The following is a 23,613-nucleotide window of genomic DNA, read 5'->3' as shown; positions in this document are numbered from 1 at the left end:
GTCGGGGGCCACGCCTGGGCTCGGGACCAAGGCCGGGGACCTGGGGCGAGGCCGGGGTCGGGGACCAAGGCCGGGGACGGGGCCGACGCTGTGGACAGGGGCCGAAGCCGGGTGGCCGGCCGGGGCTCCGTGCCTGCGGCCCGCTCCCGCTACTTCACGGCGATCGGGTTGACCGGGGAGCCGACGGCTCCGGTGATGGGCAGCGCTGCGGCGGTGAGCCAGAACTCGTACATCCCGTCGCGGGCGCAGTCCGCGGCGAGCGCGTCCGGGTCCCACATCTCCCCGATGAGCAGGCCCATGTGGGGGATCGCGACCTGGTGCAGCGGCTGGAAGGCGTCCTCGAACTCGTTGGGCCTGACCTCGCAGCCCCAGGTGTCGGTGGCGATCGCGGCGATCTCGCTCCCGTGCAGCCAGCCGGCGCTGGTGAAGGACAGGCCGGGCGAGGCGCCGCCCGCGTACTCTCCCCAGCCCTCGCGGCGAGCTCGGGCCAGGCGCCCGGTGCGTACGACGACGATGTCACCGCGGCTCACCCGGACGCCATGCGCCTCGGCGGTTGCGGTGAGGTGCTCCCCGGTGATGGCGAACCCGTCGGGCAGCTCACCGTCGGTCCCGACGACTCGCCCGACGTCGAGGAGGACACCGCGTCCGGCGATGTGCGACGCCATGTGTTCGATGCCTGTGACCAGGTCTCCGGCGGAGGTCACGGTCTTCGCGGCGTCGCGGCCGTTCCACGCCTTGCCGTGGTCGAAGATGTGCCCCAGCCCGTCCCACTGCGTCGAGCACTGCAACGGCATCGTGATCACGTCGTCGGCGCCGCCGAGCCCGTGGGGGAAGCCCTGGTTGCCGAGGGCCGCGTCGCTGCCGGTGTCCAGCATCGTGTGCACCGGATTGGTACGCCGCCGCCAGCCCTTTTGCGGGCCGTCCATGTCGAAGCGCTGCGAGAGCGAGAAGCTGACCCCTCGGCGTACCAGGGCCGCGCCTTCGCAGCGCTTGCCCTCGTCGAGGAAGTTGAGCGTGCCCAGGACGTCGTCCGCACCCCAGCGCCCCCAGTTGGAATACGTCTCGGCCGCTTCCGCTATCGCGGCTTCGGGATTCGTCCGGTCGATCACGCGGTCTCCTCCTCCGCGACGCAGCGCGTGCGCTGGGTACCGAGCCCGGTGATCGACCCTTCCATGACGTCGCCGTCGCGCAACAACCGTCCCCAGTGGATGCCGTTGCCCGCGGGGCTGCCGGTGAGCAGCAGGTCGCCGGGCAGCAGGTGTGCGCTCTGGGAAACGTACGAAATCAGCCGGGCGACGCCGAACAGCATGTCCTTGGTGGATTCGTCCTGCATCGTCTCCCCGTTCAGCTTCAGCGTGACGCGCAGATCGGACGGGTCCGCGAGGAAGGCGGCCGGGACGAGGTACGGGCCGAGCGGGGTGAAGCCGGGGGCGTTCTTGGAGCGCAGCCAGTCGGTGCCGATGGCGGGCATGTCCCTGCGGAAGACGGTGGCCCGGTCGGTCACGTCGTTGGCGATGGTGTACCCGGCGACGTACGACAGGGCTTCCTGGAGCGGCACCCGGTGGGCCGGCCTGCCGATCACCACGGCCAGTTCGAGTTCCCAGTCGGGCTTCGCGCACCAGACGGGGAGCAAGAGGTCGTCGTAGGGGCCGGTGATGGCGCTCGGCAGCCCGGTGAAGACGTACGGGAGGTCCTCGGCGGCGCGCCGGTCCATGATCTCCGCGATCTCGGTGCGTGCTTCCTCCTCCGTACGAGGATCCTCGGGCGGGCGGTGCGCCATCTCCAGGTCGATGACGTGTCGGCGGTAGTTGGCGCCGGACTGGAAGACCTGCCGCGGCTCGACCGGCGCGTGAACGCGGAGCCCGTCGAGGGGCTGCCAGTCGCGGCTCGGGTCGCCGGCCAGGCCTGCCAGGGCCGCGATGGTCTCCGGCGGGCTCTCCAGCAGCGCGCGGACGTTCTGCGGGGCGCCTTCGAGCGCCCGGCTCAGGTCCAGCACGCGGTCCTGCACCACCAGCCCCGGAAATGCGGGCGAGCCGGGGTTGGAGAAGGTGCCGAGTGCGAAAGGGACGGATAGGACGGACGGGTTCGGCGATGGTGCTGGTGCTGGTGCTGGTGCCATGCGATGTGCCTCCCACTGGATTGGGATTACTCTGCTGCCTCCCGAAGTAATCAGGGAAATCAATCTTGGCTATGTGTTTCATCCAGCCCTTGGATACCTTTGAATGCGGGCGGCCTTCAGTGAACCTCTCCCGACTCGACCTGAATCTCCTCGTAGCGCTGCGCGCCCTGCTGGAGGAACGCAATGTCACGCGGGCCGGGGAGCGGGTGGGCTTGAGCCAGCCCGCTATGAGCGCGGCCCTGTCCCGGCTACGGCGGCATTTCGGCGACGAGTTGCTCACCCGGGTCGGCAACTCCTACACGCTCACTCCGCTCGGCGCCGTCCTGCGGGATCGCAGCGGCACCGCCTGTGACCTGCTGGAGCGGGTCTTCAGCAGCCAGGCCGACTTCGACCCGGCCACCGAGACGCGAGAGTTCACGCTCCTGAGCTCGGATTACGGGGCGGCCGTCTTCGGAGCCGTGCTCAGCCGCGTCCTGCACGAGGAGGCCCCTGGCGTCCGCATCACCTTTCAGCAGAGCGGCCCGGCCGTCGTGGAGAACACCGCCGCCGTGCTCAGCACCGTGGACGGGCTGCTGATGCCCCACGGCATCATCGACGGCTTTCCCGCTGTGGACCTGTTCCAGGACCGGTGGGTGTGCCTGGTGGCCGACGACCACCCGGACGTAGGCGACACGCTCACCCTCGATGACCTGGCACGCCTGCCCTGGGCGGTCTACCAGCGCCCGTACGACGCCCCGGCGGCACGGCAGCTCAGCATGATCGGCATCAGCCCCCGGGTCGAGGTGTCCGTCCAGACCTTCCAGTTGCTGCCCTACCTGGTGGAAGGTACCCGCCGGGTCGCGATCATCCAGGAACGCCTGGCCCGGCGGGCCGCGGGCTTGGCCGCCGTACGGGTACTGGAGTGCCCTTTCGCGGCGGTGCCGGTCCGGGAGGCCATGTGGTGGCACCCCCTGCACACCCAGGACGCCGCGCACATCTGGCTCCGGGAAACCGTCGCCCGCGTCGGAGAACGGATCGGCGGTCCGGGCGCGGGGGCGGGGGCGGCGGGCAGTCGGTGAGTCACCGCCCGGGGCATCGGTTCCGCCCGGTCGGGGCCTCGGCCGTACGGGGCGCCTACCGCGGCAGGGCCCTCGTGGCCGTGTGGGCGCGGGCGAATTCCAGGGACGTTTCGAAGCAGCGCTCGACGTCTTCCTCCGCGAGCCCGAGCCAGGCGTGGTCGGCGCCGGGGACCGGCCGGAAGTCCACCTCCACGCCGGCGTCGCGCAGGGCAGCCGCCAGCTGTTCGCCCTGGGCGAAGGGGATCGCGGCGTCGTCGGTGCCGTGGAGGATGAGGAACGGCGGCGCGTCGGCCGTGACATGGGTGACCGGGCTGGCCGCACGGGCCCGGTCGGGTGCGTCGGCGATCGCCGCTCCGATGAGGAGCGCTTCGCGGGTGCCCGGGTCGGCGGGGTCGTAGGAGCCGGGCGGGGCTTGGGTGGGCAGGGTGCTGAGGTCGGTGGGCCCGTACCAGGCGACGCAGCCGCTGACGGGGGCGGTGAGCGCGAGCAGTGCGGCGAGATGTGCCCCGGCCGATTCGCCCCAGGTCACGATCCGAGCGGTGTCCAAGCCCAGTTCAGCGGCGCGCGCGTGCAACCAGGCGAGGGCGGCCGTGACGTCGTCGAGCTGGGCGGGGTAGACCGCCTCGCCGCTGAGGCGGTAGTCGAGACTGGCGACGGCGAACCCGGCCTGGGCCAGTCGCGCGAACGGTCCCGGCCGCCAGTCCCGCATACGGGGTCCCATGTCCCCCCGCGTCCCGGTACGCCAGCCACCGCCGTGAAGGTAGACGATGACCGGGCATGCGCCCCGCGGCTCGGCGGGCAGCCACAGGTCGAGTTCCAGCGGGCGGATGCCGGCGGGGGTGGAGTAGACGGCGCCGCGCAGCAGCCGGACGTCCGGGGCGGGCTGCGCGGCGGGGGGCAGGGGCAGTTGGTCGGGGGCGGGCGGGGTGAGCAGAGCGACGAGGTCGGGCGGCAGGGGCATGGGGCTCTCCAGGACGGGACAGGACCGGGACGGGCGCGGCGGGCGGCGGGCAGCGGGCGGCGGGCCGGAACCGGGGCGCCCGGCAAGAGACAGAGCCGGAACAATATCGTCAGGCTGCCTTACATACAAGGACGCCTTCACTCGGTGACGAGGAAGCGTTGAGCCAGGCGCCTGATGCCCGCGGCGGCGGCACCGCCGGACGACGGACAACCCCGGAGACCGACGGTGCACGACACGGAGAACGGGGCCTACCGCCCAGCCGCGGGCCGCGATCGGGAAACGCCCCCGCCCCCCTGGCTCGCGCGGCCACCCCGGCGGGCATGCCGATGCACCGCTGGGCCACGCCGGCACGCAGTCCGCCGGGGCGCCCTTGCAAGGCGGGCGTCCGTACCGCTGCCTACCCCAGCGCCTGCGTACGACCGCCGGGCTTGGCCCTAGGGGCGTCCACCAGGGGCGGTTCACCCCAGGACGTGGTCAGCGCGTCCCGTAGCGCGGCGGTGGCGGCGACGCCGATGCGCTCGGCGAGGACGCCTTCGATGACGGCGATCGTGGCGAGGGCCCGCCGGTGGACACGGTCACCTTCGGCGGTGACACGGACCAGGCTGCTACGAGCCGAAGCCGGGTCGGGCACCTGCTCCAACAGCCCCATTCCCATCAGGCTGTGCACCGCCTGATGGGCGGTCTGCCGGGTGACGCCGACCCGCCGGGCGAGCTCGGCGATGGAGGTCCCCCCGTCGTCGAGCGTGGCGAAGACGGCGGCCTGGGCGGCGGTCACCGGGCGTTCGCCAGCGGCCTGCATGCCGGCGAGCAACGCGTCCTCGAACCAGCGCTTGGCCTGGGCGAGCAGCTGGGGCAGGTTCTGGGCGGGCTTGCTCATGGCTCCTCGGAAAGCAGGGGCCTTGAGCATAGCCACACCGCGTGGCGCCCCTTCATCACCGGGCACACGAGGCCGCCTCTACCACCACCCTGCCACCCCCCTTAATTGTCAGGTAGCCTGACGACATCTTTGGTTCCCCGCTCCCGGAGGTTTCCCGTGACGATGGAGTTCACCACCCGCTACCGCTCGCGCTCACACATCCCCGCCGAGCCGGGGGTGCCCTACTTCATAGAGAAGGGCATGGGCGACCGCGCCCATCTGATCACCGACCTGGTCACCGTCTACGCCGGTGGCGAGCAGACGGAGAACAGCTTCAACTTCTTCACCGTCGAAGGCCCCAAGGGCGAGCTCATCCCCACCCACACCCACGCGGACACCTACGAGGTCTTCTACGTCACCGACGGCGCGGTACGCCTCTTCGCCGAGGACCTCCAGGGCCGCCAGTACGAGAAGCTGCTCACCAACGGCGACTTCGGCTTCGTACCGAAGAACTGCCCGCACGCCTACCGCATCGAGCGCCACCACAGCCGTGTCGTCGGCGTGGCCGCCGGTCCCGGCACCACCTTCGAGCGGTTCTTCGAGAACCTCGGCGCCCCCACCGAGGAAGTCGGCCTGCCCCACCAGCCGCTCCTCCCCACCCCCGACAAGTTCCGCACTGCCGAGGAGAACTTCGATGTCCGCTACCTCCCCCACCACCGGTGGCACACCGGGAACTGACCGGTGACCTGTGAACGGGCGGCCACGGCGCCGCGCGGACGAGGACCTGGCAGCCGGGGCGCCCGGGGCGCCCGCCGCCGTACGTGACCGTGCACGCCCGGAACCTGTCCCCCCATGGGCAGGTCCCGGGCGCGGGCGGGAGAGTCAGGTCTCCCGCCGTACAGGGGCGGCGATCCCGGTCAGATGGTCAGTCCGTGGCCGTACGGGAAGACCGGGTCCTCGGTGTCGTTCGGTACGTCGGGGCGGGACGCCTCCACCGCCGCCATGGAGCGCGGCAGTTCGAACGGCAGGCGGCCCTCCGGCTTGGCCCGCCCGAAGGCGACGTCGAGGAGCGCGGCGTCGCTCGCGCCGTAGTCGGCGATCAGCGCGGCGGCCCGCTCGGCGATCTCGGGGAGGACGGCCGCCCGCTCCAAGTTGATGCAGACGAGGGTCGGCACGGTGTCCAGCAGCCGGAGGATGCCCTCCAGTTCGCCGTCGGGGAAGGCGAGCGAGCCGGAGTGGAAGAAGGACTCGAACCGGGTGGCGCGCGGTTCGTGCGGGGTGCGCAGGCGCAGCACCGCGAGGTCCGCGTCGGCCGGGTCGGTAACCACCTGGCCGTAGCGGGCGGCGCTCTCCTCGGCGACGCCGTGGACATACAGCCGGGGGCGGCCGGTCAGCGGGAGGAGCGAGCGGTTGGTCAGCACGGTCAGAGAGCGGCGTTGCGCCGCCTCGCCGGCCGCCTTGTACGGGCTCGCGCCGACGATCTCCTCGGCGCGGTCGGCGTCGACGTACGGGTCGTCGAAGAGGCCGAGCATGAACTTCTCCCGCAGCAGGCGCCGTACCGAGGCGTCGATGCGGGCTTCGGTGATGCGCCCGGAGCGGACCAGCTCCACGATGATTTCGGGGCACTGTTCGCCGCCGAACTGGTCGCAGCCCGCGTCCAGGGACTTCGCCGCCCGCTCGGCGACGCTCAGGTGCTCCACGCCCCAGGCACGGGCCACGTGCATCTCGCCGAAGACCGGCGCGTCGGTGAGCAGCCCCCAGTCGGTGCATACGATGCCCTGGAAGCCGAGCCGTTCGCGCAGCAGCCCGGTGACGACACCCTTGTTGAAGCCGAAGCCGACCTCTTCCCAGTCGGTGCCGACGGGCTGGCCGTAGTACGGCATGATCTGCGCGCATCCGGCGTCGATGGCGGCCTTGAAGGGTGCGAGGTGGTACTCCCGCATGCCGCCCGGGTAGACCTGCTCCTTGCCGTGCGGGAAGTGCGGGTCCTCTCCGTCCTTCTGGGGGCCGCCGCCGGGGAAGTGCTTGACCACGCAGGAGACGGAGTCCGGGCCGGGCCGCTCCCCCTGCATGCCGCGGATGTACGCCCGTACGAGCTCGCTGGTGGTCTCGGCGCTGGAGCCGAAGGTTCCGGACTGGCGCGACCAGCGCGGTTCGGTGGCCAGGTCGATCTGCGGGTGCAGGGCGACGCGGAAGCCGACGGCGAGGTATTCACGGCGGACCGTCCTGCCGAACTCCTCTACGAGCTCCGCGTCACCGATGGCGGCGAGGCCCAGCGGTTCGGGCCAGGCGGAGAAGGCGCCCGCGTGGAAGGAGGCGCCCGGGTTGTCGGTGAAGGTGTGGCGGGGGTCGGTGGACAGGGTGACGGGGATGCCGAGGCGGGTGCTCGCCGCGAACTCCTGGATGCGGTTGGCCCACAGGGCCGTCTCGCGGACGCCGTACTGGCCGAGGAGGTTGAAGTGGGTGAGGTGCCTGCCTTCGACCAGCTCCGGTGTGGTGAACGGCAGCATGGTGTCGGCGGCGTCCGTGACGAGCGAGCCGTCCGGGTTCATCGTCAGCATGGTGTGGAAGAGCTGGCCCGCCTTCTCCGCCAGGGTCATCCGGGCGAGCAGGTCCTCGACCCGCTCTTCGACGGACCGTTGGGGATCACGGTAGACGGGGGTGGTGCTCTGGGCGGCGCTTGGGCGGTGGTCACGGGAAGGCTCCGTACTACTTGACCGTGCGGATGAACTGGACGGCGAGGGCGCCGAGGACGCAGGCGATGCCGCCGACGAGGAACAGCGCTCCGTAATTGCCGCCGCCACCGATCACCAGCAGGGCGGGCGCCGCGATCGGGACGAGGGACTGAGGCAGGGCATTGCCGATGTTCAGGACGCCCATGTCCTTGGCGGACTCCTCCGGATTCGGCAGGACGGCGGCGGCGAGCGCCACGTCCACGGAGAGGTACAGGCCCTCGCCGAAGCCGAAGACCACCAGGGCGGCGAGGAACACCGGGAAGGAGTGGGCCGTCGCGATCAGGGCGAGGCCGGCGGCGATCACGAGGGACGAGCCGAGCACGTACGGCTTGCGCCGGCCGGACCGGTCGGACAGGATCCCGCCGAGCAACGAGCCCGCGACGACGGCGGCCACCATGGCGGTCGTGGCGACGGCCATCTTTCCGGGGACCTCGGCCTGGCTGTAGCCGAGCCGGTCCATCAGGAAGTACACCTGGTAGCTGGTGACGCAGGCGATGCCGATGAAGACCAGGAACCGGCCGGCGAAGTTCCAGGCGAAGTCGGGGTGCTTGCGCGGGCTCACCCAGAAGCTGCGCAGGAACTCGGCGAAGCTGTAGGGCGCGAAGGCGCCGGGCCTGGCGGGGCGGTCCTTCATCAGGACGGCGAGGCAGGCGGCGCCCGCCAGCCCGACGACGGCGGGGATGACGAAGGCCAGGGCCAGATGTGCACGCAGGGCGCTGGCCAGGACGGCGCCGACGACGATGGCGATCGACGTCGTCATGCCGACGGCGCCGGAGACGAGGGCTCGCTGCCGCTCCGGAACGAGGTCGGGCACGCAGGAGGTGAGGGCGGCGAGCGCGGCGTTGCCGCCGAGCTGGGCGAGCCCCCAGCCGAGCATCAGGACCGGCACGCTCTCGCCGAGGCCGACGACCGTGAGACCGAGGAGGCCGGCCGTGCCGCCGCCGACGAGCCAGGGGCGGCGGCGGCCGAAGCGGCTGGTGGTGCGGTCGGACAGGGCTCCGAAGACGGGGTTGCCGATCAGGGCGAGCACCGCGCCGAGGGAGAGGACCTGGCCCAAGGCGGTTCCGCGGTCCGCCTCGGGGACGATCTGGGCGACGCGCAGGGCCAGCGTGACCGTCACCGGCGTCAGCAGGGCCAGCATGATCCCGAACTGTGCGAACGCGAGGCCGAAAATCAGCCTTCCCGGCGCCTTGTCCGGCCTGGGTACGGACGGGGTCTGCGGCACCTGCGCAGGCCCGGGCGTGGCGCCGTTCATGACGGCCATGGGGGCTCCAAAAGGGGACGAGGCGACATCCTTGCCGCGTGGCGCCCACACGGTAACCGCGAAAACCGAGCACGTAATAGGTTTTCGTCGAGTGACCTGGGTCACAGGGAGGCGGGCGTGGATAGACCGTATCGATGGCCGAAAAACGCTCCCGAGGCGGCGGCTAAGGTGACGCCATGACCACAGAACAGGAGCCCGAGGGGCGCAGGACCGGGGCGCGCGGCACCTACGCCGTGGGCGACGACCGCCGGCTGCGCATCCTGGACGCCGCCGTCGAGCACTTCGCGCAGTGGGGGTTCCACGCCTCGTCGCTCGCCCGCATCGCCAAGGACGTCGGCATCACGCAGGGCGGCCTGCTGCACCACTTCCGCAACAAGGAGAGCCTGCTGGTCGCCGTGCTCGAACGCAGTGACGAGCAGGACGTCGAGAAGTTCTTCGCGACCGGGCTCGCCTCCGCGGCCGAGTGCTTCGCGACGCTGGCCGAGCTGACCGCGCACAACGCGAACCGGCTCGGCCGGGTCAAGATGTTCAACGTTCTCCTGGCCGAGGCGTCCAACGCGGGCCACCCGGCTCACTCCTACTTCACCCGGCGCCACGCCGAAGTGCTGGAACTCACCGCCGACACCCTGCGGCGCGCCGTGGACAGCGGCGAACTCAAGCCGGGTACCGATCCCCGGGCCCTGGCCCGGGAAGTGGTCGCGGTCATGGACGGCCTCCAGCTCCAGTGGGCCCTCGACCCGCACGGCCTCGACATGCCGGCCGCGTTCCGCTCCTATGCCGACCGGACGCTGCGGGCGACCACCGTGGCGGGGACCGGCCTTCCGGACACGCCGGACGCCTGACCGCGTTCACCGGGTCAGTGCCGCGCCCGTGTAGTTATCCGCGAGTTCGGCCGCCGCGTGCCGGGAAGTGGCGATGCGGTCGAGCTGGGAGAGCTGGAGGCGGGTGTCGAAGGAGGACTGGTCGTCGCCGGTGTGCAGGGTGGTGGTCATGACGTACGAGAAGTGCTCCGCCCGCCACACCCTGCGCAGGCAGGTGTCCGAGTAGGCGTCGAGGAGGTCGGTGGAGCCGGTCCCGTACAGGGCGGTGAGGGCGTCCGCCAGGACGGTGACGTCGGAGGCGGCGAGGTTGAGGCCCTTGGCGCCGGCCGGCGGGACGATGTGGGCGGCGTCGCCGGCGAGCAGGACGCGCCCGTACCGCATGGGCTCGGTGACCGAACTGCGCATCGGCAGGACCGAGGTGGCGGTGATGGGGCCGCGGTTGAGCCGCCACCCGGCATCCGCTCCCAGACGCAGATCCAGCTCGTCCCAGATCCGGCTCTCCGGCCAGGCGGCCGGATCCTCGCCGTTCGGTACCTGGAGGTAGAGGCGGCTGACGGACGGGGAGCGCATACTCGCCAGCGCGAACCCGCGCGGCGAGTGCGCGTAGATCAACTCCTCGTAAGCGGGCGGGGCGTCGGCGAGGACGCCGAGCCAGGAGTACGGATACGTCCGTTCGTGGACCCGTGTCACACCCTCGGGAACGGCGCGGCGCACCACCCCGTGGTAGCCGTCGCAGCCGATGACGTAGTCGCTGGTGAGCGTACGGGCCTGACCCTGGTGGGTGTAGCGGACGGTGCAGCGGTCGGTGTCCGCGCCCTCCACCGCCTGGACCGGTGCGTCGAAGTACAGCGGAGCGCCGTCCTGCAGCTGGAGCGCTATGAGGTCCTTGACGACCTCGGTCTGGGCGTAGACCCAGACGCGACGGCCGCCGGTCAGGCTCGGGAAGTCGATGCGGTGGCGACGGCCGTCGAAGCGGAGTTCGATCCCGTCGTGCGGTATGCCTTCGCGCTCCAGTCGGTCCGCCGCTCCGGCGCGGCGGAGCGTCTCGACCGTGCTCTGCTCCAGGATTCCGGCCCGCTGGCGCTGCTCGACGTAGGCGCGGTCGCGGCTCTCCAGGACGACGCAGTCGATGCCGCTCGCGTGCAGCAGACGGGCGAGCAGCAGGCCCGCGGGGCCGGCGCCGACGATGGCGACGCGGGTGTGGCGGGGGTGGCGGGGGTGGGTCATACGGGTCGCTCCTCGGGAAGGGCGTCGCCCAGGACGCGCTGGGCGATGGCGAAGGCGGTGTTCGCGGCCGGTACGCCGCAGTAGACGGCGCTCTGGAGCAGCACCTCGCCGATCTCGTCGACGGTCAGGCCGTTGGTGCGCGCGGCGCGGATGTGCAGGGCAAGCTCCTCGTGGTGGCCGCCGGCGACCAGTGCGGTGAGCGTGACGCAGCTGCGGGTGCGCCGGTCGAGACCGGGGCGGGTCCAGATCTCGCCCCAGGCGTAGCGGGTGATGAAGTCCTGGAAGGCGGCGGTCAGCGGTGTGGTGCGGGCGGTGGCCCGGTCCACGTGGGCGTCGCCGAGTACCGCGCGCCGTACCGCCGTTCCGGCGGCGGCAGTGTGGGCGGTGTCGGTGTCGGTGCCGGTGCCCGTGTCGGTGTCGGTGTCGGTGTCGGTGTCGAAGTGGGCCAGGAGGGCCGCCGTCACGGCGGCGGGCCGTTCCACACCGGCGAGGTGCGCGGCGCCGGCTATCTCGGTGAGGCCGGCGCCGGGGACGTGGTCGGCGAGTTCACGGGCGTGGGAGGGCGCAGTGGCGGGATCGTCGCGGCCGGCGATCACCAGGGTGGGCGCGGTGACCCGGTGCAGGCGATCGCGCAGGTCGTAGGAGGCGAGCGCGTCGCAGCAGGCGGCATAGGAGTCTGGGTCGGCGGCGGCGAGGTCGGCGAGTAGGGCCTGGCCGGGGAGGGTTTCGGCGGTCGCCGGGGCGCAGAACCAGCGTTCCGTTGCGCCGGCCACGAGCGGCAGGGTGCCGTGGGCGCGTACCGATGCGGCGCGCTCGTGCCAGGCGGCCGGCTCTCCGAAGCGGGCGGAGGAGCAGACGAGCGCGAGCGAGGTGACGCGTCCGGGATGGTGGACGGCGAGGTGGGCGCCGATGGCGCCGCCCAGCGAGATGCCCGCGTAGCGGAAGGTCTCCCAGCCGTGGTGGTCGGCGAGGTCGAGCACGAGCGAGGCGAGCTGGTCGACCGTGGTGCCGTCGGACGCGGGATCTGCGGGGAGGGCGGCCGGGGACGAGCCGTGTCCGGGCAGGTCGTAGCGCAGTACCCGGTGGTGGCGGGCGAGGGCGGCGAGTTGGGGCTCCCACACGGCGAGAGAGGTGCCGAGCGAGGGGCCCAGGATCAGGGGGATCCCCTGGTCCGGCCCGTCGAGCCGGTGGTGGAGCAGGGTCACGAGGTCTCCTCGGCGGTGTCGCGGGGGGTGGGGCGGCCGGCCAGTGCCCGGTCGACGAGGGCCGGGGCGCAGCCCAGGGAGCGAGCGGGGTCGGCGAGGTCGCGCCAGAGCGCCTCGGGGACGTCGGCGAGTTCGGGCAGGTCGCGCAGGAGGGCGGTCAGCGGGGCGTGCCCGTCGGCGGATCGCGCGGCGGTCCCGGTGACGAGCGAGCGCGCCCCGGCCTGGCCCACGTAGGGGGTGAGGGCGGTGGCGATGCGCTCGGACAGGATGAGTTCACCGGTCAGGCCGAGGTTGGCGCGCATGCGCGCGGCGTCCGGGCGCAGGCCCTCGGCGAGTTCCGCGGCGCACCGGGCGGCGCCTCCGGTCAGGCGCAGGGCTTCGCGCAGGGTCTGCCACTCGGCATGCCAGGCGCCGGCGGGGCGTTCGTCCTCCGCTGCGAGCGATCCGAGGAGGACGGCCGCGAGCGCGGGAACCTGGCGGGCGGCCCCGGCGATCAGCGTCGCCGCGACCGGGTTCGACTTGTGCGGCATGGCGGAGGACGGTCCCCCCGCCCCCTCGCGCACCTCACCGATCTCGGTGCGTGCCAGAACGAGCACGTCGGCCGCGAACTTGCCGAGCGCCCCCGCCGTGAAGGCGAGCGCCGCCCCCAGATCGGCGACCGGTGTGCGCAGGGTGTGCCACGGCAGTACGGGTTCGGCCAGGCCCGTCTCCTCGGCGTAAGCGGCGAGCAGGCGCAAGGCACCGTCTACGCCGCACTGTTCGGCGAAGGCGGCGAGCGTACCGGCGGCGCCGCCGAGCTGGGCCGGCAGCGCATCGCGGACGGCGGCCACCCTGTCGCGGGCGTCCCGGGCGAGGGCGCGCCAGCCCGCTGCCTTGAGCCCGAAGGTGGTGGGCACCGCGTGCTGGGTGAGCGTGCGGCCGGGCATCAGGGTGTGCCGGTGCGCGTCGGCCAGGGCGGCGAGCGCTTCGGCGGTCCGGTCCAGGTCGGTGAGTACGGCGTCCAGGGTCCGCCGGGCGACCAGCATGGCGGCGGTGTCCAGGATGTCCTGGCTGGTGGCTCCCTGGTGCACATGGCCGGCCGCCGCGCGGCCCACGGCCGTCCGGAGTGCGGCGACCAGGGGGATGACCGGGTTGCCGCCGGTCCTCGCCTGCCGGGCGATGTCCCGCAGGTCATAGGCGGTGGCGTCGGCCGCGGCGGTGACCGCCGACACGGCGCAGGAGGGTACGAGGCCGAGGCGGGCCCGGGCCCGGGTGAGGGCCGCCTCGGCGTCCAGCATGGCCTGGAGGAAGGCGAGGTCCCCGGTGGCGGTCTCGGCCGGGGATCCGGCCCGTACGGGTGAGAGCAGCCCGAGGTCGACGCCGTCGAGCGCGCCGGGGGAATTCCTAGGGGAAGTCAAGGAAAACCGTCTCTTCCTCGCCCTGGAGGCGGACATCGAAGCGGTGGACGCGTTCGTCCTCCCGGCGGGCGAGCAGGGTCGCGCGGCGCTCGGCCGGCAGGACGCCGAGCACCGGGTCGGCGGCCAGGCCGTCGGCGTGCTCGGGCAGGTAGATCCGGGTGTGCAGGTGGTGCAGCAGGCCCCGGGCGAAGACGACCACGGCGAGGTACGGCACGGCACCGCCCCCGTGTGGCCCGGGTGCGAGGGTGCGGGCAGCCCAGTGCCCGTCGGTGTCCGTCGCGATGCGGCCGAAGCCGGTGAAGCGTGTGCCGTCGCGGCCGACGACCTTTCCGGTCACGGGGTCGTGGCGCAGGGAACCGGGTGCGCCGACGGTGGAGCCGGACGGGTCGGCCTGCCAGATCTCGATGATCGCGTCGGGCACGGGCTGTCCGGCGCCGTCGTACACGTATCCGTGAACGGTGACGGTGTCGCTGTGTCCGGTCGGGGCGATGTCGCCGCCCCGGGCGAAGGGCAGGGCGTAACCGTAGAACGGGCCGACGGTCTGCGACGGCGTGGGAGGCATGAGGTGGCTCATCAGGCGCGTCCTTCCTCGAACCAGGTGGCGGCCTGGCCGTCGAGGACGATGTCCCAGCGGTAGCCGAGCGACCATTCGGGGGTGGAGAGGTCGTGGTCGTAGGCGGCGACGAGGCGATCGCGTGCCGACTGGTCGGTGACGGCCTGGAGGATCGGGTCGTAGGCGAAGAGTGGATCTCCGGGGAAGTACATCTGGGTCACCAGCCGTTGGGTGAACGCCTCGCCGAACAGGGAGAAGTGGATGTGCGCGGGACGCCAGGCGTTCACGTGGTTGCGCCAGGGGTAGGCGCCGGGCTTGACCGTGGTGAAGGAGTAGCGGCCGTCGTCGTCGGTCAGGCAGCGTCCGAAGCCGGTGAAGTGGGGGTCGAGCGGCGCCGGATGCTGGTCGAGCTGATGGGCGTAGCGGCCGGAGGCGTTGGCCTGCCAGATCTCCACCAGCTGGCCACGGACCGGGCGGCCCCGGCGGTCCAGGACGCGGCCGGTGACCGTGATGCGTTCACCCAGCGGCTCCCCGGGATGCTGACGGGTGAGGTCCCGGTCCAGCGCGGCGACGTCGGTGACACCGAAGACGGGGCCGGTCATTTCGACCGCCTCCGGATCACTCAGCGGTATCGGTGCCCGTTTCGGGTGACGCAGCGCGCTGCTGCGGTACGGGGGGAAGTCGCGCGGGGGGTGGTGGCTCGGGGCGCCGGTCCCTGCCGCCAGGGCATGGGCCGTGGTGATCTCGGCGTCGATGTCCCGCTGGGCCAGGCCCTCGGGAAGAGGCGTGGTCGTCATGTCGTGGTGTCTTTCGTCGGTTTCTTTCACGGGGCGATGGGCCGACGGGCCGATGGGGCGGCTCAGCGTTCGATGACGAGGGCTTGGCCCTGTCCGACGCCGACGCACAGAGCGGCGACCGCGGTGCCGGATCCCTTGCGGAAGAGCTGACGGGCGACGGTGCCGGCGAGCCGGGCGCCGGAAGCGCCGAGCGGATGGCCGAGAGCGATGGCGCCGCCGAGCGGGTTGAGGACGCCGGCCTCCAACTCGGGCCATTCGGCGAGGCATCCGAGTACCTGGGCGGCGAACGCCTCGTTCAGCTCCAGCGTCGCCACGTCCTCGAAGGTACGTCCGGCCTTGGCGAGTGCGCGCTGGACGGCCTCGACCGGACCGAGCCCGAACCAGTGCGGCTCGATCGCGGTGACCGCGCTGGCGCTGATCCGGGCCAGCGGCTCACGGCCGCACGCCTTGAGCCCCTCCTCGTCGGCCAGCAGCAGCGCCGCCGCACCGTCGTTCAGGGGCGAGGCGTTGCCCGCGGTCACCGTGCCGTTCTCCGTGCGGAACGAGGGCGTGAGCTTCGCCATCGCCTCGGCGGAGGCGTCTTCGCGGACGCACTCGTCGCGGTCGACCAGCACCGGCTCACCCCTGCGCCGCCGCACGGGTACGGCGGTGATCTCGGCGTCGAACAGGCCTGCGGCGCGGGCGGCGGCGGCTTTGCGGTGCGAGGTGAGGGCGAAGGCGTCCTGCTGCTCGCGGGTGATGCCGTGCTTGGCCGCGATGAGCTCCGCCGACTCCCCCAGCGGCACTGTCCACTGCGGCTGCATCGCCGGGTTGACCATGCGCCAGCCCAGGGTGGTGGAGTACAGCTCGGTGTGCCCGGCCGGGAAAGCGCCCTCGCTCTTGGGGAGGACGTAGGGTGCGCGGGTCATCGATTCGACGCCGCCGGCCAGGGCGATGGAGACGTCGCCGAGTGCGATGGCCCGCGCGGCTTGGACTACGGCTTCCATACCGGAGGCGCACAGCCGGTTCACGGTGACCCCGGGGACGGTCACCGGCAGGCCCGCGAGCAGGGCGGCCATGCGGCCGACGTTGCGGTTCTCCTCCCCCGCCCCGTTGGCGTTGCCCAGCAGCACCTCCCCGATCCGGGCCGGGTCCAAGTGGGGCGTGCGAGCGATCAGTTCCCGCAGCACATGGGCCGCGAGGTCGTCGGGCCGGACGGGGGCCAGGGCGCCGCCGTACCGTCCGAAGGGGGTGCGGACGGCGTCGACGATGTAGACGGGGCGAACGGAGCGCACGGTCATCGGACCTCCTCCGGCACGCGGACCTCCGCGGCCGTGGCGGCGAGGACTTCCGCGACGCCGACACCGGGGGCGGTTTCCACCAGGGTCAGGCCGTCGGCGGTGACGTCGAGGACCCCGAGGTCGGTGATGACGCGCTGGACGCAGGCCCGGCCCGTCCGGGGCAGGGTGCATTCCTGCACGATCTTCGGACTGCCGTCCTTCGCCGTGTGGGTCATGGTCACGATGACCCGGCGCGCCCCGTGCACCAGGTCCATCGCCCCGCCGATGCCCGTGACCATCCTCCCCGGCACCGCCCAGTTGGCGAGGTCTCCGCGTGCGGAGACCTGCATCGCGCCCAGCACGGCGGTGTCGATGTGGCCGCCGCGGATCATCGCGAAGGACAGGGCCGAGTCGAAGAACGACGCACCGGGCAGGACCGTGACGGTCTCCTTGCCCGCGTTGATGAGGTCGGGGTCCACGTCGTGGTCGAGCGGGTACGGGCCGGTGCCCAGGATGCCGTTCTCGGAGTGGAGCACCACGTGCACTCCGTCGGGCAGGTGGTCGGGGATCAGGGTCGGCAGTCCGATGCCGAGGTTGACGTACTCGCCGTCGCGCAGCTCCCGCGCCGCGCGGGCCGCCATCTGCTCACGTGTCCAGCTCATCGGCTCTGCCCCGTTCGGGTCGTGCGGTTCTCGATGCCCTTGGCGGTGGCCTGCTCCGGCGTGAGCGGCACGACACGCTGGACGAACACGCCGGGCAGGTGCACCTCGTCCGGGCCGATGGCCCCCGGTTCGACCAGCTCCTCGACTTCGGCGATCGTGACGCGTCCGGCCATCGCGGCGAGAGGGTTGAAGTTCCGCGCGGACTTGGCGAAGGCGAGGTTGCCGTGGCGGTCGCCCCGGGCCGCCCGGACCAGTGCGAAGTCGGTGCGGATCCCGCGCTCCAGGACGTACTCGGCGCCGTCGAAGAGCCGTACCTCCTTCGCGGGGGATGCCACCGCCACACCGCCCTGCCCGTCATAGCGCCACGGCAGTCCGCCGTCGGCGACGAGCGTGCCGACGCCGGCCGGGGTGTAGAAGGCGGGGATGCCCGCGCCGCCGGCCCGCAGGCGCTCGGCGAGCGTCCCCTGGGGGATCAGTTCGAGCTCGATCTCGCCCGCGAGGTACTGGCGGCCGAACTCCTTGTTGCCGCCGATGTAACTGCCGGTGACGCGCGCGATCCGGCCGGCGGACAGCAGCACGGCCAGTCCCTCGTCCATCGCCCCGCAGTTGTTCGACACCACTTCGAGCCGGGTCGTGCCTGCCGCGTACAGCGCGTCGATGAGCACCGCCGGCACACCGCTCAGGCCGAAGCCGCCCACCGCGAGCGAGGCGCCGTCCGTTATGTCCGCCACCGCCTCCACGGCCGTGGCCACCACCTTGTCCATGGCCCGCCCCTTTCCATCGTGTTCGCTCAATGAACTACAGTTCATTCTTGAAGGCGGGCAGAGTCTCACCGCACCGGCCACGCCTGTCAATGGCGCTGCGCCGACCGCTGCCCTACTCGATCCGGAGGTCCCCATGCCGCGCACGACCAGCCCTGCCGCCGCACCTGACGGCGAGTCCGTGGCGACGCTGGAGCGCGGGCTGTCGGTCGTACGGCTCCTGGCCGCCCACCGCTCCGGCCGGATGAGCCGGGCGGACATGGCGAGGGCCGCCGCTCTGGCACGTTCCTCACTGGACCGGATCGCCGTCACGCTGTCCCACCTGGGCTATCTGCGCACCGAGGGCCAGGACCTCCTCCTCGCCCCGCGCCTGACCGAGTTCGGCAACGCCTACCTCGCGGCGAGCAGGATCCCCGAGGCGCTGGGAGATCTCGCGCGTCGACTCGCCGACACCCTGGACGAGTCGGTGTCCGTCAGCGTCCCGGACGGGGACGGCGCCCGCTTCGTCATCCAGTGCCCCCGTCGGCGCGCCCTGGCCGTCGCCTTCCAGGTCGGGGATCTGCTGCCCGCTGAGCGATGCGCGCCGGGGGCCCTGTTCGCCGGCGGTTGGAGCGAGGAGGACTGGGAACGCTGGCGCTCGCGCCTCGACGGTGACCCGCTCGCGACCGGCTTCCCCGCTCTGCCGCCCAGCCGTGGCGAGTGGGGCGGCGCGGCCGCATTCCGTACGCGCGTCGCGCGGGCCCGGGAAACCGGCGTGGCCGCCGACGACCAGCTGGTGGAGCCCGGGCTCATCGCCGTCGCGCTGCCCGTACACGGCCAGGACGCCGAGATCGCCTGCGCGGTCAGCGTCGTCAGCCACACCAGCAGGCACACCGTGGACAGCCTCGCGAGGCTCGCCCTCCCCCAGCTGCGCGAGACCGCCGAAGCCATGCGGCAGGCCCTCACCACGACACCGAAGAGCCGCCCGGCGGTGGTCTGCGGGCCCGGCCCCGACCAGTGGCGGGCCGCCAAGGACGCCCTCGGCCCGCACTTCCTGCAGTCGCTCGCCCGTGGCCTCGCCGTACTGGCCACCCTGCGCGCCCCGGACGGCCTGACCCTGTCCGAGGTCGCGGAAGCCACCGGCCTGGCCCGGGCCACCGCCCGCCGCGCCCTGCTGGCGCTGTGCCACCTCGGCTACGTCAGCGGTGGTCCGGACGGGCGGCGGTTCACGCCCCGTCCCCGCGTCCTGGAACTGGGCTACGCGGCCCAGGCCGGACTGACCTTCGAGCGTCTGGCCACCCCGCACCTGGCCGACCTGGTCCGCCGCATCCACGACTCGTCCTCGATCGCCGTACTCGACGAGGACACCATCCGGTACGTGGCGCGCGTGGCGACCACGCGGGTCATGGGGGTGGACCTCGGCGTGGGCACGCGGCTGCCGGCGTACGCCACCGCGATGGGCCGGGTGCTCCTGGCCGGGCTCCCGCCGCAGCAGGCGGCGGAGCGGCTCGAACGATGCGTGCGCGAGCCGCTCAGCGCGCGGACCCGTACGGGACTGGCGGACCTCGTCGCGGCGGTCGACACGGCACGCCGGGACGGCTTCGCACTGATCGACCAGGAGTTGGAGGAGGGGCTGCGCTCACTCGCGGTCCCCTTGCACGACCGTGCGGGGCGGGTGGTCGCCGCAATGAACGTCGCCGTCCACGCCGCCCACCGCACCATGGACGACCTGCGGGAGAACGTCCTGCCCGAGCTCGCGGCAACGGCGCGCCTGATCGAGACCGATCTGGCCGCTGTGACCGAGTGGCGCTCGTCCGCCGTCCCCGCACCGTAAGAACGCCGCACCAGCACGCTCACCGGGCCGACCGCCCTGTGCGACCGGATCAGGAACCCGCGGGATCGTGGAGGGTCAGGCGGCGGTAGGCCGCGCGGGCACTGGCGATGCGTGCGATGACGGTTCCGGTGCCGGCCGCCGCCAGAAGGCAGCCGAGGCGGCCCAGGTCGTAGCCGGCTGCCCAGGTCAGCTCGCCCATGGGCGGTGTGGCGAAACCGTTGAGGATCAGCCAGCAGACCAGGGCTGTGCCCGGCGCCGCGATGAGCCGGGCTCCTGTGCTCAGGACGGCGGCAAGCGCGGACAGCGCGAGGAGGTCGATCGTGGGGTCACCCTGGCCGTTGAGGTAGTTCAGGGCTGTGACCACGACCAGGGCCGCCACGCCCGCGACCGCCCACACCGAAGGGGCGCCGACGGGGCACGGCACGGGCCTGACACCGGACCTGATCGGCCGCCACTCCACCATGGGATTCCTCTCGCCCCTGCCCCGCCGTGGGGAACTCCGACATGATGCCCGACCTCGGCGAGAGGCCCGAAACGACCACGGATGTCGAAGACGATGTCCCTGGTGCCGCCTTTCAACCTCCGCTGCTTTGCCTGCTCGGCATCCGGGCGGTCGGCGGCGTCTGACGTGCCGCTGGCCAGTTCTTTTACCCGTCCTTTAGAATCGGGGTGCGGATGCTGTCCCATCCAGGAACAGTCGGAGCTACCGGTCCGCCGACGAATCCGCCGACGAAAGAAAGAGCAGCAGACCCGCAATGGGTGAACCTCCCAGTCCAAGCCGTGCCACGCCGTGCCCGAAGAATCAGCCGGGAGTGGGGGTGGCACGGTGACCGAAGTTTTGTTGCTGCTTCTCGCGCTGGCTCTGACGCTGGCGTGTGCGGTGTTCGTCGCCGCCGAGTTCTCGCTCACCACGGTCGAGCGCAGTGAGCTCGAACGCGCCGCCGAGGCGGGTGAACGGGGTGCCGAAAGCGCCCTCAAGGCCGCGAAGCGTTTGACGTTCCAGCTGTCCGGTGCCCAGTTGGGCATCACGGTGACCTCGCTGGTGATCGGCATGCTCGCCGAGCCGTCCGTCTCCGCCCTGCTGCGCGGCCCCCTGGAAGCGGCCGGCCTGCCCGCCGGGGCGGTGTCAAGCACCGCGACCCTGCTCGGTGTGGCGATCTCGACCGTCGTGCTGATGGTGGTCGGCGAGCTGGTGCCGAAGAACTGGGCGATCTCGCGCCCGCTGGCCGTCGCGAAGGTCGTCGGCGGCCCCCAGCGGGCTTTCACCGCGGCGTTCGGCCCGCTGATCCGGCACCTGAACAGCACGGCGAACCGCCTGGTGCGCCGCTTCGGGCTGGAGCCCGCCGAAGAGCTGGCCTCCGCGCGTACGCCCGAGGAGCTGGTGGCGCTGGCCCGGCACTCCGCCCGCGAGGGCGCGATCGAGGCCGACTCCGCGGAGCTGTTCGTACGGACCCTGCACTTGGCCGAGCTGAGCGCGGAGAACGTCATGACCCCGCGGGTCGACGTGCAGGCCCTGGAGCTCCACGCCACCGCGGCCGACGCCGCGAACCTGACCTTGGCGACCGGGCTGTCCCGCTTCCCCGTGTACCGCGACAGCCTGGACGAGGTCGTCGGCACCGTCCACATCCGCGATGTTCTGGACCTGGACGAGGACAAGCGCCCGCTGGTCTCGGTGGCCGACCTGATGACGAGCGCGCTGCTGGTGCCGCACTCCCTGCCCGTCGACACCTTGCTGGGCCGGCTGCGCAAGGCCCGCACCATGGCCGTGGTCATCGATGAATACGGCGGCACCGCAGGAGTGGTCACCGTCGAGGACATCGTCGAAGAGGTGGTCGGCGAGGTCCGCGACGAGCACGACCCGATCGAGGTCCCCGACCTCATCGAAGGCCCCGCCCAGGACGGCCGCACGGTGTGGGAAGCCGACGGAAGCGTCCGCCTCGACCAGCTCGAAGGGATCGGCCTCGCGGCGCCCGAGGGCCCGTACGAGACGCTCGCGGGCCTGATCGCCCACCGCCTGGAACGCATCCCCGCCGAAGGGGACACCGTACTGCTGGGCGGCTGGGAGCTGCTCGTGCTGGAAATAGAGCACCACCGCGCCGACCGAGTCCTGATCGCCCCACCTGCCACTGACGACGACACCGTCTCCGGGGAGGAGGCCCGATGACCGCCATCCAGCTGCTGATCGGCGCCTTCACCCTGATCACCAACGCCTTCTTCGTCGCCGCCGAGTTCGCCCTCATCTCCGTACGGCGCAGCCAGATCGAACCGGCCGCCGTGAGGGGCGACCGGCGGGCGACGACCACCCTGTGGGCGCTGCAACACCTCTCGGCGATGATGGCCACCGCCCAGCTCGGCATCACCGTCTCCTCCCTGGTTCTGGGCGCGGTCGCCGAACCCGCCATCGCCCATCTCCTCGAGCCACCCTTCCACGCGGTGGGCGTACCCGGGGCGCTGATCCACCCGATCGCCTTCGTCATCGCGCTCACCCTGGCGACGTACCTGCACATGCTGGTCGGCGAGATGGTCCCCAAGAACATCGCCCTCGCCGCTCCCGCGCCGACCGCGCTCCTGCTCGGGCCGCCGCTGGTGGCCCTCACCCGGGCGCTGCGCCCGTTCGTGTTCGGCATCAACGCCTTCGCCAACACCCTGCTGCGGATGCTGAAGGTCGAGCCGAAGGACGAGGTCGGCTCCGTCTTCACCGACGACGAACTCGCCCGCCTCGTGAAGGACTCCAGTGCCGCCGGCTTCCTCCCGCCCGAGGGCGGCGAACGCCTGAGGGACGCACTCCAGCTCGGCACCCGACCCGTCGGACAGGTGATGGTCCCCCTCGACCAGGTGGCGACCGTAGGACACGACATCACCCCGCGCGCCCTGGAACGCGTAGCGGCGGACCGCGGCTTCTCCCGCCTCCCCGTCACCGGGCCCGGCGGGGAAATCCTCGGCTATCTCCACATCAAGGACGCCCTCGGCGCCCTCCAACGCACCGAGCCGTTCCCGCGTGCCGCAATGCGCCCCGTCATCAAAGTCACCCACGACACCCCGCTGGACGACACCATGACCGCCATGCGCGCAGCGGGCACCCACCTCGCCGCCGTCACCCGCACCGACGAAACCGTCATCGGGTTCGTCACCATGGAAGACCTCCTCGAAGAACTGGTCGGAACAGCCCAGGACCCGGAAGCCTGACCACCCCACCGGTGTCCGGGCGGTCAGCGCACCACGTCGGCCGTTCCGGCCGGGGAGGTCAGCGCCTTGGGCGTGCGGTGCGGGGTCGGGCCAGCGGCGGCTCCGGGATGGCGGTTCTCCTCGGCGAGATCGGTGAACGGAAGGGGGCAGCAGGCACTTCCCGCGCACACGGTCAGGTCGTCACAGCCGGCGTCGACGGCACTGACCAGGGCGGCGCGGATCGTCTTCAGGTCGGCGATCTTCGCGTCGACCTCGGCGAGCTTGGCTGCGGCCCGCTGCTGGAACCCCGCGACGGGGCGGCCGTGGCGGTGGCGGCCCGCCTCCAGGAGTTCGGCGACCTCCTCCAGGGTGAAGCCCAGGCGCTGGGCAGCCTTGATCACCCGCAGTACGGTCACCGCTTCCTCGCTGTAGAGGCGGTGACCGCCTGGGCTGCGGTCCGGCTCGGCGAGCAGGCCGCGCCGCTCGTAGTAGCGCAGGGTCTGGATGTTCACCCCGGCCGCGTCCGCGACCTGCCCGCTGCGCAAACCGTCGCCGCTCATCGCGGATCCCGGCCCGCGACTGCGGTGGCCCGCTCCTGGAGGGCGTCCAGCACCGCCTCGTGCGCCGCGTCGACCTCGACGTGCAGGTGAACCTGTTCGGGGCCGGAGCTGACGGTGAAGGTGAAGAACGAGCAGCAGCCGCTCTCGCGGGCCACCAGGTCGCGGACCGTCCCTTCCACGCCCAGCCCGGCGGTGAGGATCAGCTGCAGCCGCAGCCGGTCAGGCCGGGCCGCGCCGGTCAGCCGCTCGGTGAACAGCGCGTCGAACTCCGCGACCCGCAGTGGCTGCTCCGTGGTGGGCAGCGTGCAGGACTGCGGTACCCAGGTCGTCATGTGACCACTCCCCTCGTCGGGTCCCCGCACCGTGCGGGCGGGGACACCTCCGACGGTAAACCTGTACC

At 72.3% G+C, this 23,613-nt stretch carries 23 protein-coding genes; 6 read left to right on the top strand and 17 right to left on the bottom strand.

All coding sequences use genetic code 11. The features are described 5' to 3' along the window. Nucleotides 1–149: 149 nt before the first annotated feature. Together ABZX75_RS04950 and ABZX75_RS04945 are read right to left on the bottom strand one after the other, a co-directional pair. On the bottom strand, nucleotides 150–1,109 hold the full coding sequence (locus ABZX75_RS04950) for a cyclase family protein (protein WP_355407864.1): 960 nt from the start codon (nucleotides 1,107–1,109) through the stop codon (nucleotides 150–152). Then, nucleotides 1,106–2,119 (bottom strand): fumarylacetoacetate hydrolase family protein, encoded by a 1,014-nt coding sequence (locus ABZX75_RS04945; RefSeq protein ID WP_355407862.1) that lies wholly within the window; start codon nucleotides 2,117–2,119, stop codon nucleotides 1,106–1,108. Before ABZX75_RS04945 ends, ABZX75_RS04950 begins: the two co-directional genes overlap by 4 nt. Before the next feature lie 119 nt (nucleotides 2,120–2,238). Here ABZX75_RS04945 and ABZX75_RS04940 point away from each other — a divergent pair, with 119 nt between their 5' ends. Next, complete coding sequence (locus tag ABZX75_RS04940) at nucleotides 2,239–3,177, top strand: LysR family transcriptional regulator (protein ID WP_355407860.1); 939 nt, start codon at nucleotides 2,239–2,241, stop codon at nucleotides 3,175–3,177. A gap of 55 nt (nucleotides 3,178–3,232) precedes the next feature. Here the strand turns inward: ABZX75_RS04940 and ABZX75_RS04935 are convergent, their stop codons facing one another. Beyond that, nucleotides 3,233–4,138, bottom strand: a complete 906-nt coding sequence (locus ABZX75_RS04935) for an alpha/beta hydrolase (RefSeq protein WP_355407858.1) — start codon at nucleotides 4,136–4,138, stop codon at nucleotides 3,233–3,235. Between the two features lie 397 nt (nucleotides 4,139–4,535). After that, a complete protein-coding gene (locus tag ABZX75_RS04930) occupies nucleotides 4,536–5,015 on the bottom strand; it encodes a MarR family winged helix-turn-helix transcriptional regulator (RefSeq protein WP_355407856.1) in 480 nt (159 codons plus the stop codon). A 156-nt stretch (nucleotides 5,016–5,171) separates the two neighbouring features. Between ABZX75_RS04930 and ABZX75_RS04925 the strand changes: the two genes are divergently transcribed. Beyond that, nucleotides 5,172–5,732, top strand: a complete 561-nt coding sequence (locus tag ABZX75_RS04925) for a quercetin 2,3-dioxygenase (protein ID WP_355407854.1) — start codon at nucleotides 5,172–5,174, stop codon at nucleotides 5,730–5,732. 179 nt (nucleotides 5,733–5,911) lie between these two features. On the opposite strand, the gene ABZX75_RS04920 is transcribed toward ABZX75_RS04925, so the two are convergent. Together ABZX75_RS04920 and ABZX75_RS04915 are read right to left on the bottom strand one after the other, a co-directional pair. After that, a complete protein-coding gene (locus ABZX75_RS04920; protein WP_355407852.1) occupies nucleotides 5,912–7,594 on the bottom strand; it encodes a glycoside hydrolase family 3 N-terminal domain-containing protein in 1,683 nt (560 codons plus the stop codon). A 109-nt stretch (nucleotides 7,595–7,703) separates the two neighbouring features. Continuing rightward, nucleotides 7,704–8,993, bottom strand: coding sequence for an MFS transporter (locus tag ABZX75_RS04915; RefSeq protein WP_355407850.1), 1,290 nt, complete (start codon nucleotides 8,991–8,993; stop codon nucleotides 7,704–7,706). A 176-nt stretch (nucleotides 8,994–9,169) separates the two neighbouring features. On the opposite strand from ABZX75_RS04915, the gene ABZX75_RS04910 reads away from it, so the two are divergent. Beyond that, nucleotides 9,170–9,835, top strand: a complete 666-nt coding sequence (locus ABZX75_RS04910) for a TetR/AcrR family transcriptional regulator (protein WP_355407848.1) — start codon at nucleotides 9,170–9,172, stop codon at nucleotides 9,833–9,835. Nucleotides 9,836–9,841: 6 nt separating this feature from the next. Here ABZX75_RS04910 and ABZX75_RS04905 read toward each other — a convergent pair whose 3' ends face one another. The 8 genes from ABZX75_RS04905 to ABZX75_RS04870 form a co-directional block, all read right to left on the bottom strand. Continuing rightward, nucleotides 9,842–11,041, bottom strand: a complete 1,200-nt coding sequence (locus ABZX75_RS04905) for a 4-hydroxybenzoate 3-monooxygenase (RefSeq protein WP_355407846.1) — start codon at nucleotides 11,039–11,041, stop codon at nucleotides 9,842–9,844. Next, nucleotides 11,038–12,246 carry a 3-oxoadipate enol-lactonase gene (pcaD, locus tag ABZX75_RS04900; protein ID WP_355407844.1) on the bottom strand — a complete coding sequence of 403 codons (1,209 nt, stop codon included), beginning with the start codon at nucleotides 12,244–12,246 and terminating at the stop codon, nucleotides 11,038–11,040. The genes ABZX75_RS04905 and pcaD overlap by 4 nt, the downstream gene beginning before the upstream one ends. Further along, on the bottom strand, nucleotides 12,243–13,643 hold the full coding sequence (pcaB, locus tag ABZX75_RS04895; protein WP_355407842.1) for a 3-carboxy-cis,cis-muconate cycloisomerase: 1,401 nt from the start codon (nucleotides 13,641–13,643) through the stop codon (nucleotides 12,243–12,245). The genes pcaD and pcaB overlap by 4 nt, the downstream gene beginning before the upstream one ends. Next, complete coding sequence (pcaG, locus tag ABZX75_RS04890; protein ID WP_355407840.1) at nucleotides 13,630–14,217, bottom strand: protocatechuate 3,4-dioxygenase subunit alpha; 588 nt, start codon at nucleotides 14,215–14,217, stop codon at nucleotides 13,630–13,632. Before pcaG ends, pcaB begins: the two co-directional genes overlap by 14 nt. Beyond that, on the bottom strand, nucleotides 14,217–14,993 hold the full coding sequence (gene pcaH / locus ABZX75_RS04885) for a protocatechuate 3,4-dioxygenase subunit beta (RefSeq protein WP_355407838.1): 777 nt from the start codon (nucleotides 14,991–14,993) through the stop codon (nucleotides 14,217–14,219). Before pcaH ends, pcaG begins: the two co-directional genes overlap by 1 nt. A gap of 62 nt (nucleotides 14,994–15,055) precedes the next feature. Further along, complete coding sequence (locus tag ABZX75_RS04880) at nucleotides 15,056–16,273, bottom strand: thiolase family protein (RefSeq protein ID WP_355407836.1); 1,218 nt, start codon at nucleotides 16,271–16,273, stop codon at nucleotides 15,056–15,058. Further along, nucleotides 16,270–16,914 (bottom strand): CoA transferase subunit B, encoded by a 645-nt coding sequence (locus tag ABZX75_RS04875; protein WP_355407834.1) that lies wholly within the window; start codon nucleotides 16,912–16,914, stop codon nucleotides 16,270–16,272. Before ABZX75_RS04875 ends, ABZX75_RS04880 begins: the two co-directional genes overlap by 4 nt. Then, nucleotides 16,911–17,678, bottom strand: coding sequence for a CoA transferase subunit A (locus ABZX75_RS04870; protein ID WP_355407832.1), 768 nt, complete (start codon nucleotides 17,676–17,678; stop codon nucleotides 16,911–16,913). Before ABZX75_RS04870 ends, ABZX75_RS04875 begins: the two co-directional genes overlap by 4 nt. 133 nt (nucleotides 17,679–17,811) lie before the next feature. Here ABZX75_RS04870 and ABZX75_RS04865 point away from each other — a divergent pair, with 133 nt between their 5' ends. Beyond that, complete coding sequence (locus ABZX75_RS04865; RefSeq protein ID WP_355407830.1) at nucleotides 17,812–19,488, top strand: IclR family transcriptional regulator C-terminal domain-containing protein; 1,677 nt, start codon at nucleotides 17,812–17,814, stop codon at nucleotides 19,486–19,488. 49 nt (nucleotides 19,489–19,537) lie between these two features. Here the strand turns inward: ABZX75_RS04865 and ABZX75_RS04860 are convergent, their stop codons facing one another. After that, on the bottom strand, nucleotides 19,538–19,912 hold the full coding sequence (locus ABZX75_RS04860; RefSeq protein WP_355407828.1) for a hypothetical protein: 375 nt from the start codon (nucleotides 19,910–19,912) through the stop codon (nucleotides 19,538–19,540). Nucleotides 19,913–20,314: 402 nt separating this feature from the next. Between ABZX75_RS04860 and ABZX75_RS04855 the strand changes: the two genes are divergently transcribed. Both ABZX75_RS04855 and ABZX75_RS04850 read left to right on the top strand, forming a co-directional pair. Further along, entirely contained in the window at nucleotides 20,315–21,652 is a 1,338-nt protein-coding gene (locus ABZX75_RS04855) for a hemolysin family protein (protein WP_355407826.1), read from the top strand. After that, the gene (locus ABZX75_RS04850) at nucleotides 21,649–22,674 is read left to right on the top strand and encodes a hemolysin family protein (RefSeq protein WP_355407824.1); all 1,026 of its coding nucleotides are present in this window, start codon (nucleotides 21,649–21,651) and stop codon (nucleotides 22,672–22,674) included. The genes ABZX75_RS04855 and ABZX75_RS04850 overlap by 4 nt, the downstream gene beginning before the upstream one ends. Before the next feature lie 23 nt (nucleotides 22,675–22,697). Here ABZX75_RS04850 and ABZX75_RS04845 read toward each other — a convergent pair whose 3' ends face one another. Both ABZX75_RS04845 and ABZX75_RS04840 read right to left on the bottom strand, forming a co-directional pair. Then, on the bottom strand, nucleotides 22,698–23,213 hold the full coding sequence (locus ABZX75_RS04845; RefSeq protein WP_355407822.1) for a MerR family transcriptional regulator: 516 nt from the start codon (nucleotides 23,211–23,213) through the stop codon (nucleotides 22,698–22,700). Beyond that, nucleotides 23,210–23,545 carry a hypothetical protein gene (locus ABZX75_RS04840; protein WP_355407820.1) on the bottom strand — a complete coding sequence of 112 codons (336 nt, stop codon included), beginning with the start codon at nucleotides 23,543–23,545 and terminating at the stop codon, nucleotides 23,210–23,212. The genes ABZX75_RS04845 and ABZX75_RS04840 overlap by 4 nt, the downstream gene beginning before the upstream one ends. Nucleotides 23,546–23,613: the final 68 nt, after the last annotated feature.

Source organism: Streptomyces sp. NPDC003038, assembly GCF_040611115.1.
Classification (GTDB): domain Bacteria; phylum Actinomycetota; class Actinomycetes; order Streptomycetales; family Streptomycetaceae; genus Streptomyces.
This window is presented reverse-complemented; position numbering and strand designations above follow the sequence as displayed.

Bases quoted from the DNA above. Each gene is read 5' to 3' on its own strand.
- ABZX75_RS04865 (WP_355407830.1), top strand. From the start codon at position 17,812: ATGCCGCGCACGACCAGCCCTGCCGCCGCACCTGACGGCGAGTCCGTG.
- ABZX75_RS04905 (WP_355407846.1), bottom strand. From the start codon at position 11,041: ATGACCCACCCCCGCCACCCCCGCCACACCCGCGTCGCCATCGTCGGC.
- ABZX75_RS04945 (WP_355407862.1), bottom strand. From the start codon at position 2,119: ATGGCACCAGCACCAGCACCAGCACCATCGCCGAACCCGTCCGTCCTA.
- ABZX75_RS04850 (WP_355407824.1), top strand. From the start codon at position 21,649: ATGACCGCCATCCAGCTGCTGATCGGCGCCTTCACCCTGATCACCAAC.
- ABZX75_RS04870 (WP_355407832.1), bottom strand. From the start codon at position 17,678: ATGGACAAGGTGGTGGCCACGGCCGTGGAGGCGGTGGCGGACATAACG.
- ABZX75_RS04840 (WP_355407820.1), bottom strand. From the start codon at position 23,545: ATGACGACCTGGGTACCGCAGTCCTGCACGCTGCCCACCACGGAGCAG.
- ABZX75_RS04935 (WP_355407858.1), bottom strand. From the start codon at position 4,138: ATGCCCCTGCCGCCCGACCTCGTCGCTCTGCTCACCCCGCCCGCCCCC.
- ABZX75_RS04915 (WP_355407850.1), bottom strand. From the start codon at position 8,993: ATGGCCGTCATGAACGGCGCCACGCCCGGGCCTGCGCAGGTGCCGCAG.
- pcaG (WP_355407840.1), bottom strand. From the start codon at position 14,217: ATGAGCCACCTCATGCCTCCCACGCCGTCGCAGACCGTCGGCCCGTTC.
- ABZX75_RS04920 (WP_355407852.1), bottom strand. From the start codon at position 7,594: ATGACCCTGGCGGAGAAGGCGGGCCAGCTCTTCCACACCATGCTGACG.
- ABZX75_RS04880 (WP_355407836.1), bottom strand. From the start codon at position 16,273: ATGACCGTGCGCTCCGTTCGCCCCGTCTACATCGTCGACGCCGTCCGC.
- ABZX75_RS04910 (WP_355407848.1), top strand. From the start codon at position 9,170: ATGACCACAGAACAGGAGCCCGAGGGGCGCAGGACCGGGGCGCGCGGC.
- ABZX75_RS04845 (WP_355407822.1), bottom strand. From the start codon at position 23,213: ATGAGCGGCGACGGTTTGCGCAGCGGGCAGGTCGCGGACGCGGCCGGG.
- ABZX75_RS04875 (WP_355407834.1), bottom strand. From the start codon at position 16,914: ATGAGCTGGACACGTGAGCAGATGGCGGCCCGCGCGGCGCGGGAGCTG.
- pcaH (WP_355407838.1), bottom strand. From the start codon at position 14,993: ATGACGACCACGCCTCTTCCCGAGGGCCTGGCCCAGCGGGACATCGAC.
- ABZX75_RS04930 (WP_355407856.1), bottom strand. From the start codon at position 5,015: ATGAGCAAGCCCGCCCAGAACCTGCCCCAGCTGCTCGCCCAGGCCAAG.